The 13,373-nt window shown below is 68.7% G+C and carries 14 protein-coding genes and 1 pseudogene; 8 read left to right on the top strand and 7 right to left on the bottom strand.

Going from position 1 to position 13,373, the window contains the following annotated elements:
• Positions 1-22 precede the first annotated feature (22 nt).
• The 3 genes from ABID97_RS22485 to ABID97_RS22475 are packed head-to-tail and all read right to left on the bottom strand — an operon-like array spanning position 23 to position 2,803.
• Positions 23-1,213, bottom strand: a complete 1,191-nt coding sequence (locus ABID97_RS22485) for a PrsW family intramembrane metalloprotease (protein WP_354400870.1) — start codon at positions 1,211-1,213, stop codon at positions 23-25.
• A complete protein-coding gene (locus ABID97_RS22480; protein WP_354400869.1) occupies positions 1,210-1,770 on the bottom strand; it encodes a hypothetical protein in 561 nt (186 codons plus the stop codon). The genes ABID97_RS22485 and ABID97_RS22480 overlap by 4 nt, the downstream gene beginning before the upstream one ends.
• 19 nt (positions 1,771-1,789) lie before the next feature.
• A complete protein-coding gene (locus ABID97_RS22475) occupies positions 1,790-2,803 on the bottom strand; it encodes an AraC family transcriptional regulator (RefSeq protein ID WP_354400868.1) in 1,014 nt (337 codons plus the stop codon).
• Between the two features lie 61 nt (positions 2,804-2,864).
• On the opposite strand from ABID97_RS22475, the gene ABID97_RS22470 reads away from it, so the two are divergent.
• From ABID97_RS22470 to ABID97_RS22435, 8 genes are all read left to right on the top strand, one after another.
• A complete protein-coding gene (locus tag ABID97_RS22470) occupies positions 2,865-3,233 on the top strand; it encodes a DsrE family protein (RefSeq protein ID WP_354400867.1) in 369 nt (122 codons plus the stop codon).
• 94 nt (positions 3,234-3,327) lie between these two features.
• Positions 3,328-3,840 carry a C40 family peptidase gene (locus tag ABID97_RS22465; RefSeq protein ID WP_354400866.1) on the top strand — a complete coding sequence of 171 codons (513 nt, stop codon included), beginning with the start codon at positions 3,328-3,330 and terminating at the stop codon, positions 3,838-3,840.
• A 133-nt stretch (positions 3,841-3,973) separates the two neighbouring features.
• Positions 3,974-4,378, top strand: a complete 405-nt coding sequence (locus tag ABID97_RS22460; protein ID WP_354400865.1) for a hypothetical protein — start codon at positions 3,974-3,976, stop codon at positions 4,376-4,378.
• A gap of 152 nt (positions 4,379-4,530) precedes the next feature.
• Positions 4,531-6,597, top strand: a complete 2,067-nt coding sequence (locus ABID97_RS22455; RefSeq protein WP_354400864.1) for a carbon starvation CstA family protein — start codon at positions 4,531-4,533, stop codon at positions 6,595-6,597.
• 8 nt (positions 6,598-6,605) lie between these two features.
• A complete protein-coding gene (locus ABID97_RS22450; RefSeq protein WP_081269276.1) occupies positions 6,606-6,812 on the top strand; it encodes a YbdD/YjiX family protein in 207 nt (68 codons plus the stop codon).
• A 103-nt stretch (positions 6,813-6,915) separates the two neighbouring features.
• Positions 6,916-7,335, top strand: a complete 420-nt coding sequence (locus ABID97_RS22445; protein ID WP_354400863.1) for an SEL1-like repeat protein — start codon at positions 6,916-6,918, stop codon at positions 7,333-7,335.
• A 118-nt stretch (positions 7,336-7,453) separates the two neighbouring features.
• Positions 7,454-7,786: a DUF1161 domain-containing protein gene (locus ABID97_RS22440; RefSeq protein ID WP_354400862.1), complete on the top strand. Its 333-nt coding sequence runs from the start codon at positions 7,454-7,456 to the stop codon at positions 7,784-7,786.
• 43 nt (positions 7,787-7,829) lie between these two features.
• Positions 7,830-8,678: an alpha/beta hydrolase gene (locus ABID97_RS22435; RefSeq protein WP_354400860.1), complete on the top strand. Its 849-nt coding sequence runs from the start codon at positions 7,830-7,832 to the stop codon at positions 8,676-8,678.
• 20 nt (positions 8,679-8,698) lie between these two features.
• On the opposite strand, the gene metC is transcribed toward ABID97_RS22435, so the two are convergent.
• The 4 genes and pseudogenes from metC to ABID97_RS22415 all read right to left on the bottom strand — a co-directional run bounded on the left by metC (position 8,699) and on the right by ABID97_RS22415 (position 13,312).
• Entirely contained in the window at positions 8,699-9,916 is a 1,218-nt protein-coding gene (metC, locus tag ABID97_RS22430; RefSeq protein ID WP_354400859.1) for a cystathionine beta-lyase, read from the bottom strand.
• A 44-nt stretch (positions 9,917-9,960) separates the two neighbouring features.
• Positions 9,961-10,971, bottom strand: coding sequence for a Bug family tripartite tricarboxylate transporter substrate binding protein (locus ABID97_RS22425; RefSeq protein ID WP_354400858.1), 1,011 nt, complete (start codon positions 10,969-10,971; stop codon positions 9,961-9,963).
• Positions 10,972-11,030: 59 nt separating this feature from the next.
• Positions 11,031-12,624, bottom strand: a pseudogene (locus tag ABID97_RS22420) (rhodanese-like domain-containing protein).
• Positions 12,625-12,721: 97 nt separating this feature from the next.
• Positions 12,722-13,312, bottom strand: coding sequence for a mercaptosuccinate dioxygenase (locus ABID97_RS22415; protein ID WP_354400857.1), 591 nt, complete (start codon positions 13,310-13,312; stop codon positions 12,722-12,724).
• Positions 13,313-13,373: the final 61 nt, after the last annotated feature.

The raw sequence follows: 13,373 nt of genomic DNA, 5'->3' as shown, positions 1-13,373 counted from the left end.
GCCGCGGATCCTGCGTGCCGCGTCAGGGCTGTGCGGCAAGCAGCGGGTCCAGCTCGGCCCGCAGGCGCCGGATCGCGACTTCGTGCCGCAGCGTCTGTGCGCCGCGTCCGTAGGTCATCGCCTTGCGCACGAGCCGCAACTGCTCGCGCTGCAGTTGCGTCTTCAGCCGCCGCGCGCGCAGGCCGAAGCGCCAGCCGATCTGCCTGCGCACCCTGTAGCGCAGCAAGGGCGCGCCCAGGCGCAGCCATTCGTCGTCGCGGATCAGGTCGCGCTCCGGCACGAAGTAGGCCGCCTGCGCATGAAGGTAGCTGCCGTTTTCGCGCGCTGCTTCGCGCCAGAAGAGCCAGGCCGCGGCCATCGCGGGAATGCCCTTGACGGCCAGCAGCAGTGCCATCTGGCCGTACCCGCCATCGAACAGATCCTCGAGCCACGGCGAATTCCAGATGAAGTGCATGGCCCACGCGAGCGCGAAGCACAGCAGGGCGCATGCGATCCTCGCTGCCATCGGGCGCTGTGGGTGGAGCAGGAACCACGCAACGCCGAAGGAGGAGATCGTGGTGTAGGCCGCATGGCTCCAGAGCCCGCTCAGCAGCCCGCGCGTGAGCAGGTTGAGGAGCACGGGGTACACCTGGTTCTCGAGCGGAAAGTGCATGGATGCATTGACGGTGTACCAAAGGTTCTCGACCACCTGGAAGCCGAGTCCCGTCATGGCGCCCACGATCAGCACCGAAAGGCAGGTCTGGAACTGGTTGCGCGCGACCAGCACCACCAGCACGACGCCGGCCAGCTTCAAGAATTCCTCGGTGATCGGCCCCGCGACGGCCGGCCCCCAGGCCGCGCCGAAATCCGGCGACACCAGCTTGGCGCACAGGCTCTGGATCGCGATGTTCGCCGGCGCCGCAAAGTACACCGCGCCCAGCCCGCCCCATGCAAAAGCCAACGCAAACGCTGCTGGCGGGTGCTGCTCCAGCAGGTCCAGCGCCCGGAAGACGAGGAGAAAGGCCAGGGTGTAAATGGCCCACACCAGGATGCCGAGCACGGCGGTGACGGGGACCACGCGGAACCCGGTCCAGAACATGTGGGCCGTGTAGAACAGGCCGTTGACGATCAGCGCCGCCAGCACCCAGAAGGCTGCGCGGCGCGGCTGGAAGAACGGGTCGGTGCCGACGGGCCAGTCGCCCGGCTCGCGTCGCGCGGCGGCGTGGCGGTTCATGGCGGCGCCTCCAGGTCCATCGACTCGAGCATGCTGCTGGCGTCCTCCATCGCTTCGCTCAGGCCGTCGGTGGCACCGTAGAAGTCGACCTGCACCAGCGACCGGCGCCGGAGGTCAACCACCTGCCAGAAGCGGCCGGCCAGCGTGGCGCTGTAGTAGGCGAAGGTCTTGCCCTGCAACCCCCAGGGCGTGACGAAGTCCGAGACATCGCCATCGATGCGCAGCCGCTGGGCGCGCTCCATGAGGCGCTGCTGGCGCACCAGCGGACCGTCGGGCCCGCCCGACCACGGGCCGGTCGTCACCATGAACTTGTGGCCGCCCTTGAACAGCATGAGCGACCGGCCCGCCTTCGAGCGCGACACGTCCATCTCCCATCCGCTGGCGGGAACGAATCGCGCGCGGCCGACCTCGATCATCTCACCCGCAGCCAAGGGCCGGTTGGCGGGCGTGTGCCTGTCCCAGAACACGAGGCCGCCCACGTAGGCGGCCATGGCCAGGAGAACGGCGAACGCCGCTGGCCAGGTGCGGTACGGTATGCGGCGGGATGGCTCGGGCATGCGCTGATCGTGCCATGCGTCAGCGCACGGCCTGCCGCCTTCGCCAGTCCCCGGGTGGCAGGCCGAAGCGCCGCTTGAACGCGCGGCTGAAGGCCGCCTCCGACTCGTACTTCGCATGATCGGCAATGGTCTTGATCGGCAGTTCGCTGCTCTTCAGGTGCTTTGCCGCGAGCTGCAGGCGCCAGTGCCCGAGGTATTGAATGGGCGGCTGGTCGAGAAAATGCCTGAAGCGTTCGCTCAGCACCGTGCGCGACACGCCCACGCCGCGTGCCAGGCTCTCGAGGGTCCAGTCCTGCAGCGGCTCTGCATGCAAGAGCCTCAGCGCCGCCCCGACCACGCCATCGTTGTATGCCGCGAACCAGCCCACCTCGTCCGCCGACAGCCCCTGCATGTGCTTGCGCAGGATCTCCACGAACATCAACTCGGTCAGGCGCGGCAGCATGCTTCGCCAGCCGGGCTGGGCCCGGCTCGCTTCGGTCACGGTATGGCGGATGGTGGTCGCGAGCCATTGATCGGCCGGCGTGGTGTCGGGGCTGATGTGGAGCACGTCGGGCAGGTGCCGCAGCACGGGGTGGAACAGCAGCTCGTCGCAGCGGATGAACCCGCAGATGATGCTGGTGCAATTGCCGCCTCCGCCATGCTCGACCACCGGCATGCCGGCCCACGGGAGCTGCGGCAGCAACTGGCCGATGTGCACCGGCGCCGTGGCGTCCGCGCCGCTCAGGCGATGCAGGCCGCCATAGGGCAGCAGCACGGCGTCTCCGCTGTTCAGCCACACGGGTTGTTCCCGGTCGGGCAGGTCGAGCCGGCAGCCGCCCGAACCGATGACGTGGAACGGAATCACCCGGCTCGTGCCGAGCGAGAGCATCGCGGCCAGCTGGCCCGAATCGGCGCTGGTCACCGACCACGGTTCGCGGAACTCGGCGCGGAACAGCACCATGCCGCTGACCTGCATGCTCTCCAGCAGGTCGGACAGCATGTCGTTCGCAGGGCCTGGCGCTGTTTGGGTCAAGACTTCCGGCATTTTGGTCATGGTCGGCCTCCGGCACGAAGCGTACGCTGCCTTCACTCAAACTCATTCGATGGAGACAGCAATGAACACCGATGCACGCGATCTGGTTGTGGTGATTACGCATGGAATCGACCATGAATTGTCCTCCGTCGGGCTCGTCATCGCGCTGGGCGGAATGACCTCGGGCCTCAAGGTATCCATTTTCCTCACGAGCGCGGGCGTCGACCTCGTGCGGCGCGGCGCGTCCGACAGCACACACGTCAAGCCGCTGGAGCCGCTGGCCGACATGCTGCGCGACTTCATCGGCCGCGGCGGCACGCTCTGGGCCTGCACCCCCTGCGTCAAGAGCCGCGGCTACACGCAGGAGAACCTGCTCGAAGGCGTCGTCATCGCCGGGTCGAGCGTGATGCACGAGCTCATCAAGCAGGGCGCGGCAACCTTGAGTTTCTGAAGCACGCGGGGGCGGTTGCGGCCCTGCGGAGGGCGAGCCTTCGCAGGGGCGATGCGATAGAGTGCGGCCACGTCCACAAGACCCGCCATGCCCCATGGATGACGCATCCGCACCCACCCGTCGCCGCATGCCGCTGCTGCTCCGGCTGCTTTCCATAGGCGCCTGCCTGCTCGCGCTGGGTTGCGCCAGCCCCCGGGCGCCGGCGCCTTCGGCCGGCTACAGCAGCTCGCCGCTCACGGCCGAACAATCGAACGGCGTCGCGATCCATGCGCTGGGCCTGGTCGGCACGCCGTACCGTTACGGTGGTAACACGCCGGAAGGCGGTTTCGATTGCAGCGGGCTCATCGGCTACGTCTACCAGAACAGCGCGGGCCAGGCCACGCCGCGCACGGTGGCCCGCATGGCGGCGTTCGGCCGGCCGGTGGCCGCGTCCGACATCCGCTCGGGCGACCTGGTGATCTTCGGCGCTTCCACCCCCACGCACGCGGGCATCTACGTGGGTGCAGGCCAGTTCGTGCATGCCCCATCGACCGGCGGCGAGGTGCGGCTCGACCGGCTCGATGGTGTCTACTGGTCGCGCCAGCCGATGCAGGCGCGGCGACTCTAGGGGTTTGGAACGCCCCGCTCAATCCGACTTAACGGACGAGCGTTGACATTGGTTCTACGGGGATGCCTGCCTTGGGGCGGAACGATCGGTGTGGCATGCTGTGCCGGTATCACCGAACCTCGGAGAGGTCCCCATGAAAAAACTCATCATCCTGGCCGTTCTTGGCCTTGTCACCGCCGTTCCGGCGTTCGCGCAGCGCGACGATTCCCCTGAAGGCGACCGACGCTACTGCGCCAGCGGCCGCTCCGGCGTCGATTTCAACACCTGCATGTGGCGCATGCAGCGCGACCGCGAGCAGCGCTACGACCGCCGCGAACAGCGCGCCTACGAGAGAGAGCAGCGGCGCGAATACGAGCGCCGGGAGCGCTGGGCCGAACAACCGCCGCCGCCGCCGGCCTACCGCCAGTGGGACGGCCCGCAGGGCGGCGAGCAGCCCCGTCTGAGCGACATGCAGCAGCGCGCACTGGACAACTGCAACCTGCTGGCGCCGCGCGACCAGCCACGTTGCCGCGCGACGGTCATGTCGACCGTCCGCTGACGCGGTCGCTGCGCAGGGAGCGCAGGGGCGCGTCGCGCGGCTAGGGTTTTCCATTAAGAGTTCCCACGCAGGGCGCCCACGCGGTCCGACGGATGCGGCTTCGCGGCCGTCGGGGAACACTCCCGGGTTCCAATCCCGAGGAGACATTCCCAATGCACAGCATCCGCCGCCACCTGGTGTGGCTCGTCGTGGCCGTGGCCGGCGCATTCGCGCTGGCCACCGTCGCCCTGACCCGTGGTGAAAGCGTCAACGCCCTTTGGGTGGTGACCGCCGCGATCTGCACCTACCTGATCGCCTACCGCTACTACAGTCTCTTCATCGCCGAGAAGGTGCTCGGGCTGGACGGCAACCGCAAGACGCCGGCGCACCGCCACAACGACGGGCTCGACTACGTGCCCACCGACAAGAACGTGCTGTTCGGCCATCACTTCGCGGCCATCGCGGGCGCCGGCCCGCTGGTGGGCCCGGTGCTCGCCGCGCAGATGGGCTACCTGCCCGGGCTGCTGTGGGTGCTGGCGGGCGTGGTGTTCGCGGGCGCGGTGCAGGACTTCATCATCCTGTTCATCTCCACGCGGCGCGACGGCCGCTCGCTCGGCGACCTGGTCAAGCAGGAGATGGGCACCGTGCCCGGCATGATCGCGCTGTTCGGCACCTTCATGATCATGATCATCATCCTCGCGGTACTGGCGCTGATCGTGGTCAAGGCGCTGGCCGAATCGCCGTGGGGCACCTTCACGGTGGCGGCCACCATTCCGGTGGCGCTCTTCATGGGCGTGTACCTGCGCTTCATTCGCCCGGGCCGCATCGGCGAGGTCTCGGTGATCGGCTTCGTGCTGCTCATGCTCGCCATCTTCGGCGGCCAGGCCGTGAGCCAGGACCCCGCGTGGGCGCCGCTCTTCACCTTCGATGGCAAGGCGCTCACGTGGATGCTGGTGGGCTACGGCTTCGTTGCCGCCAGCCTGCCGGTGTGGCTGCTGCTGGCGCCGCGCGACTACCTGTCGACCTTCCTGAAGATCGGCACCATCATCGCGCTGGCGCTGGGCATCGTGTTCGTCATGCCGACGTTGCAGATGCCCGCGCTCACGCAGTTCGCGCAAGGCGGCGGGCCGGTGTGGGCGGGCAGCATGTTCCCGTTCCTGTTCATCACCATCGCCTGCGGCGCGGTGTCGGGCTTCCATGCGCTGATCTCGTCGGGCACCACGCCCAAGATGCTCGACAACGAGCGCCACGCGCGCTTCATCGGCTACGGCGGCATGCTGGCCGAATCGTTTGTCGCGGTGATGGCGCTGGTGGCGGCTTCATGCATCGAACCCGGCATCTACTTTGCAATGAACAGCCCCGCCGCGCTGGTGGGCAGCACCGCGCAGCAGGCGGCGCAGACCATCTCGAGCTGGGGCTTCGTGGTCACGCCGGAGATGCTGGTGCAAACCGCCAAGGACGTGGGCGAAAGCACCATCCTCGGCCGCGCGGGCGGTGCGCCGACGCTGGCCGTGGGCATGGCCCACATCCTGCACCAGGTGATCGGCGGCCAGGCCATGATGGCCTTCTGGTACCACTTCGCGATCCTGTTCGAGGCGCTCTTCATTCTCACGGCGGTGGACGCCGGCACCCGCGCCGGCCGCTTCATGCTGCAAGACCTGCTGGGCAGCTTCGTGCCCGCGCTCAAGCGCACCGATTCGCTGCCGGCCAACCTGTTTGCCACGGCGCTGTGCGTGGCGGCCTGGGGCTACTTCCTCTACCAGGGCGTGGTCGATCCGCTGGGCGGCATCAACACGCTGTGGCCGCTCTTCGGCATCTCCAACCAGATGCTGGCCGCGGTGGCGCTGCTGCTGGGCGTGGTGGTGTTGTTCCGCATGAAGCGCGAGCGCTATGCGTGGGTGGCCATTGCGCCGGCCATGTGGCTCCTGGCCTGCACGCTGACCGCGGGCTGGCAGAAGATCTTCTCGCCCGATCCGAAGATCGGCTTCCTCTCGCACGCGGCCAAGTACACCGAAGGCCTTGCCAACGGCGTGCTGGTGGCGCCGGCGAAGACGCCCGAGGCCATGTCGCGCATCGTCTTCAACGACCGGCTCGATGCGGCGCTGTGCGCGCTCTTCATGTTCGTGGTGCTGAGCGTGCTGGTCTACAGCATCAAGGCATGCCTCGCGGCCCGCGCGGCCAACCGGCCGACCGCGCAAGAGACGCCGTTCGAGCCGCTGGCCGCATCGGCCGCGCGCTGAGCATGGCCATGGGTCTCGCATTGCCGGAAGCCGGGCGCTACTTCGCCCGCTCGCTCAAGCAGTCGCTGCGGCTCATGGTCGGCATGCCCGACTACGACGCCTACCTGACCCACATGGCGGCCACGCACCCGGACCGGCCGCCGATGAGCTACGAGGCCTTCTTCCGCGAGCGGCTCGAGGCGCGCTACGGCGCGGGCAAGGGACGCTGCTGCTAGCCTCAGGCGCCGGCTGAGCCCGGCTGTGCGAAATCCAGTTTCTTTTTGCAAGCGCTTGCGGTCACGATGCCTTCCACACACAACCGAATGGTGGAGAACATCGATGGCATCCGAACTGAACCTGATCACGAGCTGGTCGCTGCGCTGGCGCATTTTTCTTGCGGGCGTGCTGTGTCTCGTGGCGGCGCTTTCCGCGGCGCAGCCGCCCGGCCCGGGCGTGGTGCTGCATGCCGAGCAGCGCTTTCAGTTGGCGCTGGAAGCGCAGTCGGCCCGCGACTACCGCGCCATGCTCCAGGAGCTCAGGCAGTCGGCATCGCAGGGCAATGCCGAGGCGCAGGAGATGCTGGGCATGGTGCTGCTGGCCGGTCCCACGCTGTACGGCAACGCGATCGCGGCCGATCGCTGCGAAGCCCGCCGCTGGATGCTTCGGGCCGCATCGCAGGGCAGCGACACGGCGCGAGTCCAGCTCACGTTCCTGAACAGGCTGCGCCACGCCCCGGCCGGCAGCAACGCCTGCGAGTGAGCCTGCATCCAGGGGAGCCGTCACGTGCGGTTACCAGCGCGTGTGGGAGGATGTCTCATCGGCGAATGCGGGGCTAGACTCTTCGTTCACGCAATCCTCGGCACGAGGCCGACTCATCATGAAACCCTGGTTCATTCCCCTCGCGCTGGCATTGGCCAGCGCCGCCCATGGCGCTGAAAACTGCGAAGCCCTGCGCGCGCAGATCGAATCGAAAATTGCCGCATCGGGCGTGACGCGTTTCAGCGTCACCACCGTCGATGCCAACGCACAAGCCGGCGGACAGGTGGTGGGCAGCTGCGATCTCGGCAGCAAGAAGATCGTCTACCAGCGCGAAGCCGCCTCCCAAACGGACGGCACTCCGGCGCGCCCCGCATCGGCCCCCGCAAACGAACGCATCCTGACCGAATGCAAGGACGGCACGGTGACCGTCGGCGGCAGCTGCAGGCAGTAGGCTGCCGCCGTCCGCCCGCCGCAACTTTTTCCGGAGCCCGTTCTTGTCCAGCAAAGTCTCTCGCATCGCACTCTCGGCTTCGGCCGCCGCCATCGGAAGCATCGCGGCGTACTGGGGCCTCCTGGCCGTGCGCCAGGGCCACATCCTGTTCAACGCCAGGAAGCTCCCCGTCGTCCATCTGTCCGACGATTTCTCGACCTACTCGCACACGGTGCCCGGCGGCATGGTCCGCGGCTACGTCTATCACCCGGAGGGCGAAGACGCGCTGCAGGACCTGTTCATCTACTTTGCCGGCCGCGGCGAAGACGTGCGCGCCACCGCGCAGGCGCTGCACTGGCTGCCCGATGGCTTCGGGTTCGCCGCGGTCAACTACCGCGGCGTGGCCGATTCGCAGGGCCATCCTTCCGAGGTCGCCTCGGTGGCGGACGCCATCCAGTTCGCCGGGCATTTGCGCAAGGCCTTCCCGAAGGCGCGGTTGCATGTCGTGGGGCGCAGCCTCGGAACCGGCGTGGCAATCCAGCTGGTGGCGCAGCAGCATTTCTCGAGCCTGCAGCTGGTCACGCCCTACGACTCGATGCTCGAAGTCGCGAAGCGGCGCTTTCCGCTGGTTCCGCTGTCGCTGTTGCTGCGGCATCGTTTCGATTCGCTCACGCACTGCAAGGAAGTGGCCGCGAAGACGCAGGTGCTGCTGGCCGAACGCGACGACGTGGTGCTGCCCGAGCGCTCGCAAAAGCTCATCGCGGCCTGGCCGACGCCTGTGAGCGTGCAGACCGTTCCGGGTTCCGACCATCACAGCATCATGGGGCTCGAAGCCACCTGGCTTCACCTGATCGATTTCGCGCTGACGGCCATTCTTCCGGAGCCTGAACCCGTCGAGCCCGTGGCCGCCTGAGCCGGGCGGAAGACGCCCGCTCAGCCTTGGTTCAAGGCCGCAAAGCCGCGCTCCAGATCCGCGAGCAGGTCCGAGGGTGCCTCCAGCCCCACGTGCAGCCGCAGCACGGCGCCGCGCGCGCTCCAGTCGGTCACGCTGCGGGCCGTGCGCATGTTCGCCCAGGCCACGAGGCTTTCGTAGCCGCCCCACGACGAGCCGCGGCCGAACAGCGAAAGGGCGTCGACGAAGCGCTCGACAGCGGAATCCGCGATGCCGGGCCGCAGCTCGAACGAGACCAGCCCGTTGGTGCCGCGGCAATCGCGCTTCCAGAGTGCGTGGCCCGGGTGCTGCGGCAGCGCGGGGCAGAACACCGCCTGCACTTCAGGCCGCGCCTCGAGCCAGGCTGCCACTGCCAGCGCATGCCGCTCGTGCATCTGCAGCCGCGCCGAGAGGGTCCGGATGCCGCGCAGCACCAGCCAGGCGTCGTCGGGGCTCACCGTCATGCCGAAGGCATCGCAGCGCTCGTTGAGCGGCTGCCAGGCTTCGCGCGTGGTGGCCACCGTGCCCATCATCACGTCGGAGTGGCCCGAGAGGTATTTGGTCGCGGCCATGAGCGAGATGTCGGCACCCAGCGCGAGCGGGTGGTATTGCACGCCCGAACCCCAGGTGTTGTCCGCCGCCAGCAGCGCGCCGCGCGCATGTGCCAGCCCGGCCAGCCGGGGCAGGTCGCACATCTCGTACACCAGCGAGCCGGGGCACTCCGCGTACACGAGCCGCGTGTTCGGCTCGAAGCGTTCTTCCACCCCGCTGCCGTCCGCAGCGAAGAAGGTGCAGCGGATGCCGTAGGGGTCGAGAAAGGAATGAACGAGGTTGCGTGCCGGCTCGTACACGCTGTCGGACATCAGCACGTGGTCGCCCGGCTTCAGGTAGGACAGCAGCACCATGCCGATGGCTGCGAGGCCGGTCGGAAAGAGGCGCGTGCGAAAGCCGCCTTCGAGTTCGCTCACCGCATCTTCGAGCGCGAAGGTGGTGGGCGTGCCGCGTGCGCCGTAGCTGAACACGCGCTCGTCGCCGCGTCGCGCGCGGGCATCGCGCATGTCGGCCACGCTGTCGAACACCACGGTGCTCGCGCGCACCAGCGGCGGGTTGACGGGCTTGCCGCCCGTGTGGAGAGACTGCTTGCCGGTATGGGCAAGTCGCGTCTCCAACGCCTGCGCGGGGGCATCGTTGTGCGAGGAAGCGTGCGAGGAATCGGACATGGTGGTGGAACGCAGGGCGTGGTGCGCGGGGCCTCTATGGTGCGTCAATCGGCCTTGGCGCCCGAGAGCTTGACGACGCGCGACCAGCGCTCGATGTCCTGGCGCAACTGCGCGGCAAAGGCTTCGGGCGTGTTGGCCACCACTTCGCTGCCGCCGTCGGTCACGAGCTTGCTCACCTCGGGCAGGCGCAGCGTGCGCACGATGGCTTCGTTCAGGTAGGCCACGCGCTCGGGCGGCGTGCCGGCGGGCGCGAAGAAGCCGTACCAGTCTTCGAACCGCGCATTCGCATAGCCCAGCTCCTCGAGCGTGGGCACCTTGGCGAACACGCCGATGCGGCGCGGGCTGGTGACGGCCAGCACGCGCAGCTTGCCGCTCTGCACCATGCCCGCGACGGACGCGGTGGAGGTCACGAGCACGTCGACCTGGCCGCCGAGCAGGTCGGTGAGCGCGGGGCCTGCGCCCTTGTAGGGCACGTGGGTCATGTCCACGCCGCTGTCCTTTTGCAGCACCACGCCCACCAGGTGCGAGAGCGTGCCGTTGCCGGGCGTGGCATAGGTGACCTTGCCGGGGCTCGCCTTGGCGCGCGTGGCGAGATCGGCAAAGGTCTTGTAGGGCGAGTTGGCGTCCACCACCAGTGCGAGCGGCGCCGCATTGGCCTGCGTGATGGGCACGAAGTTCTTCAGCGGATCGAAGCCCGGCGCCGAGTAGAGCGAGGGGTTCACCGCCATGATCGAGACCTGCGAGGTGAGCACCGTGTAGCCGTCGGGCTTGGCCTCGGCGACCGACCTGGCGCCGATGTTCCCGCCCGCGCCGCCGCGGTTGTCCACGACTGCGGCCTGGCCCATGATTTCGGGCAGGCGCGTGGTCACCAGCCGGGCCGTGGCGTCGTTGCCGCCACCGGGTGGAAACGGCGAGACGAACTTCACCGTCTGCGAGGGAAAGCCGTTGCGCGCCGGCAGCGGCTGGGCCGAGGCAGGCTGCAGGACCAAGGCCGCGAGCCATGCGGCGGCGATGCAGAGGCGGGCGAGGCGCGGAACGCGATGGACAGACGGCATGGCGGGACTCCGGGGTGAGGAAACGGACAATGGCGAACGAAGAAGGAAACGAAACCGGCTCAGGCGTGCGATGCGGTGGGCAGCCTGAAGGCCGCGCGCTCTTCGGCGTCGAGCTGCGCGACGAGGCCCGTCTCCCAGGCCAGGTAGCGGCGCGCCGCTTCCTTGTTGCCGTCATGGCGGTCGTGCACGAAGAACAGGTAATCGATGCACTCGGCGTCGGCGGGCAGCCCGGGCGTGGCTTCCACCGGCAGGCCCGCACCGCGCCATGCGGCCACGCCGCCTTCGAGCAGCAGCGGGGCGGGCAAGCGGCCGGCAAGTTCGGAGGCTGCGCTCCAGGCCGCGAGCGCGGCGTCGTCGGCCACCAGCACGAGTTGGCGCGCTTCGCTCCCGGTATGGGCGTCGGCATCGGCGGCCAGGCGTGAGCGGATCGACCAGCGTGCCTGCGGAATGTGGCCGGCCCGGAACTGCATGCTCGGCCGCAGGTCGATCAGCGCCACGTCGCCGCGAGCGAGGCGCGCCGACAGTGCCTGCGCATCGATGGTCGCCAATGGCGGCGGCGCGGGAGCGTCGGCAGGCGCAAGCGCCAGGCCGCTCGCAAGGCCGCCTTCGAGCACGCAGGCGTCGTGGCCCATCTGCCGCAGCCAGCTCGCGACGGTCGGCGCGCGCACGCCGTCGTCGTCGAAGAGCACCAGCCGCGCGCCGCGCACGCCGACGTACTGGTCGCCGGCCTGCATCAGTTGGCCGCCGGGCGTGTGCTGTGCGCCCGGCAGGCTGCCGGCCGCGAATTCCTCCGGCGTGCGCACGTCGCAGAGAAAGAGCGTGCGGCTCGCGTCGCTGGCCCATTGCGCCACAGTCCGCGCGGTGACCGTGGGCACGCCGAAGCGCTCGGCCAGTGCCCTGGCGGCCGGCCGGAGATCGGCGTTGCCGCTGTCGGCCGGGTAGCGCCGCGTGCCGCCATGCTCCAGGGTGTGGTCGTTCAGGTACCAGCCCTGCGTGCCGTTCTCCAGCGCGAACACCGGGTTGGGCAGGCCGAGGTTGATCAGCGTCTGCGCGCCGATGATGCTGCGCGTGCGGCCCGCGCAATTGACGACGATGGGCGTGGCGGTGTCGGGCACCAGATGGCGCACGCGGTAGGCGAGTTCGCCGTTGGGGCAGCAGGTGGCCGTGGGGATGTTCATCTTGTGGAACTCGCTCACGGGCCGGCCGTCGAGCACCACGACTTTTTCGTTGCGCGCCAGCATGCCGGCCAGCTCGTCGGCACTGACGCGGGGCGTGTGATAGACCTCTTCGGCCAGCTCGCCGAAAGTCTTCGACGGCAGGTTGACGCCCGCAAAGAGCGCATGGCCCGCGGCCCTTCCAGGCACGGGTGCCGCCCTGCAGCACATGCACGCCGGTGTAGCCCAGCGCGGCAAGGCGCACCGCGGCTCGCTCGGCCACGCCGGCATCGCCATCGTCGTACGCCACCACCCGCACGCCGCGCCTCGGCACCAGGCGCGGCGCATCGAGTTCGAGCCGGCTGAACGGCAGCGGAATGCCGTAGAACAGATGCGCCTCGCCGTACTGGCCATGCTCTCGCACGTCGAGCAGCGCGATCTCGCCGCCGTCGTGCAGCCAGGATTTGAGGGTCTTCGGATCGATGAAGGAAGTCGTCATGGGCAGGAGAAAGAATCAGTGAAGCGAAAGCGGCCGGGCGAGCAACGCCGTGCGGCGCCGCACCGCGGCCCGCATCGAAAAACGGAAAACGGGGCGACTAGCGCCGCGTCTGCACGCCGATGCCCATCGTCTGGTACGTGCCGGCCGCCAGGTCGTACGCGGTGCGCTGGTTCAGCGTCTCGAGCGCGCGGCCGTACATGTGCAGGTGGCGGATGACCTGCTCGCCCTGGATCTCGACCGAGTGGATGTCCTCGGGCATCAGCGCGATGCCTTTGCCCGGTTCAACGACCACGAGCGCGGTTTCCTCGAGCTTGCCGACGCCCGGCACGGCGCCGTCGTCGCGGCGCTCGTACACGCGGTTGTGCTCGGTGCCTTCCACCGCGGCAATGCAGGCCCAGGTGGTGTGGTTGTGCGGCACGATCTTCTTGCCCGGCCGCATCACGTTCAGGTAGAGCGCATAGCTCTGGTCCGGGTCTTCGGCAATCAGGTAGCGGGCCTGGTGCTCGCCGGCTTCGGGGGCCGGGAAGTCGGCCGCGCCCCAGTAGCCGGTGCGTGCGGCCAGCGCGACGAGCGCATCGAGCACCGCATCGAGCTTTTCGCGCGTGGGTTCAGCGCCGCCAATGGCTTTCTTCATCTGGTCGATGGACGCGGCGACCGCCTCGTGGCGCTGGTCGGACAGGGTGCTCATGCAGTTTCTCCAGTGGGGATGCTTGTCGAGGTGTGCATTCACTGTAGTGACGCGGGCCTGG

Source organism: Variovorax sp. OAS795 (assembly GCF_040546685.1).
Classification (GTDB): Bacteria; Pseudomonadota; Gammaproteobacteria; order Burkholderiales; family Burkholderiaceae_C; genus Variovorax.
Note: the sequence above shows the minus strand (reverse complement) of the source record. Positions and strands in the feature narration are given on the sequence as shown.

Coding starts and splice junctions, on each gene's coding strand:
- ABID97_RS22445 (WP_354400863.1), top strand. CDS start 6,916: ATGGCATCCGAACTGAACCTGATCACGAGCTGGTCGCTGCGCTGGCGC.
- ABID97_RS22475 (WP_354400868.1), bottom strand. CDS start 2,803: ATGACCAAAATGCCGGAAGTCTTGACCCAAACAGCGCCAGGCCCTGCG.
- ABID97_RS22460 (WP_354400865.1), top strand. CDS start 3,974: ATGAAAAAACTCATCATCCTGGCCGTTCTTGGCCTTGTCACCGCCGTT.
- ABID97_RS22450 (WP_081269276.1), top strand. CDS start 6,606: ATGGGTCTCGCATTGCCGGAAGCCGGGCGCTACTTCGCCCGCTCGCTC.
- ABID97_RS22425 (WP_354400858.1), bottom strand. CDS start 10,971: ATGCCGTCTGTCCATCGCGTTCCGCGCCTCGCCCGCCTCTGCATCGCC.
- ABID97_RS22465 (WP_354400866.1), top strand. CDS start 3,328: ATGGATGACGCATCCGCACCCACCCGTCGCCGCATGCCGCTGCTGCTC.
- ABID97_RS22485 (WP_354400870.1), bottom strand. CDS start 1,213: ATGAACCGCCACGCCGCCGCGCGACGCGAGCCGGGCGACTGGCCCGTC.
- ABID97_RS22440 (WP_354400862.1), top strand. CDS start 7,454: ATGAAACCCTGGTTCATTCCCCTCGCGCTGGCATTGGCCAGCGCCGCC.
- ABID97_RS22470 (WP_354400867.1), top strand. CDS start 2,865: ATGAACACCGATGCACGCGATCTGGTTGTGGTGATTACGCATGGAATC.
- ABID97_RS22455 (WP_354400864.1), top strand. CDS start 4,531: ATGCACAGCATCCGCCGCCACCTGGTGTGGCTCGTCGTGGCCGTGGCC.
- metC (WP_354400859.1), bottom strand. CDS start 9,916: ATGTCCGATTCCTCGCACGCTTCCTCGCACAACGATGCCCCCGCGCAG.
- ABID97_RS22480 (WP_354400869.1), bottom strand. CDS start 1,770: ATGCCCGAGCCATCCCGCCGCATACCGTACCGCACCTGGCCAGCGGCG.
- ABID97_RS22415 (WP_354400857.1), bottom strand. CDS start 13,312: ATGAGCACCCTGTCCGACCAGCGCCACGAGGCGGTCGCCGCGTCCATC.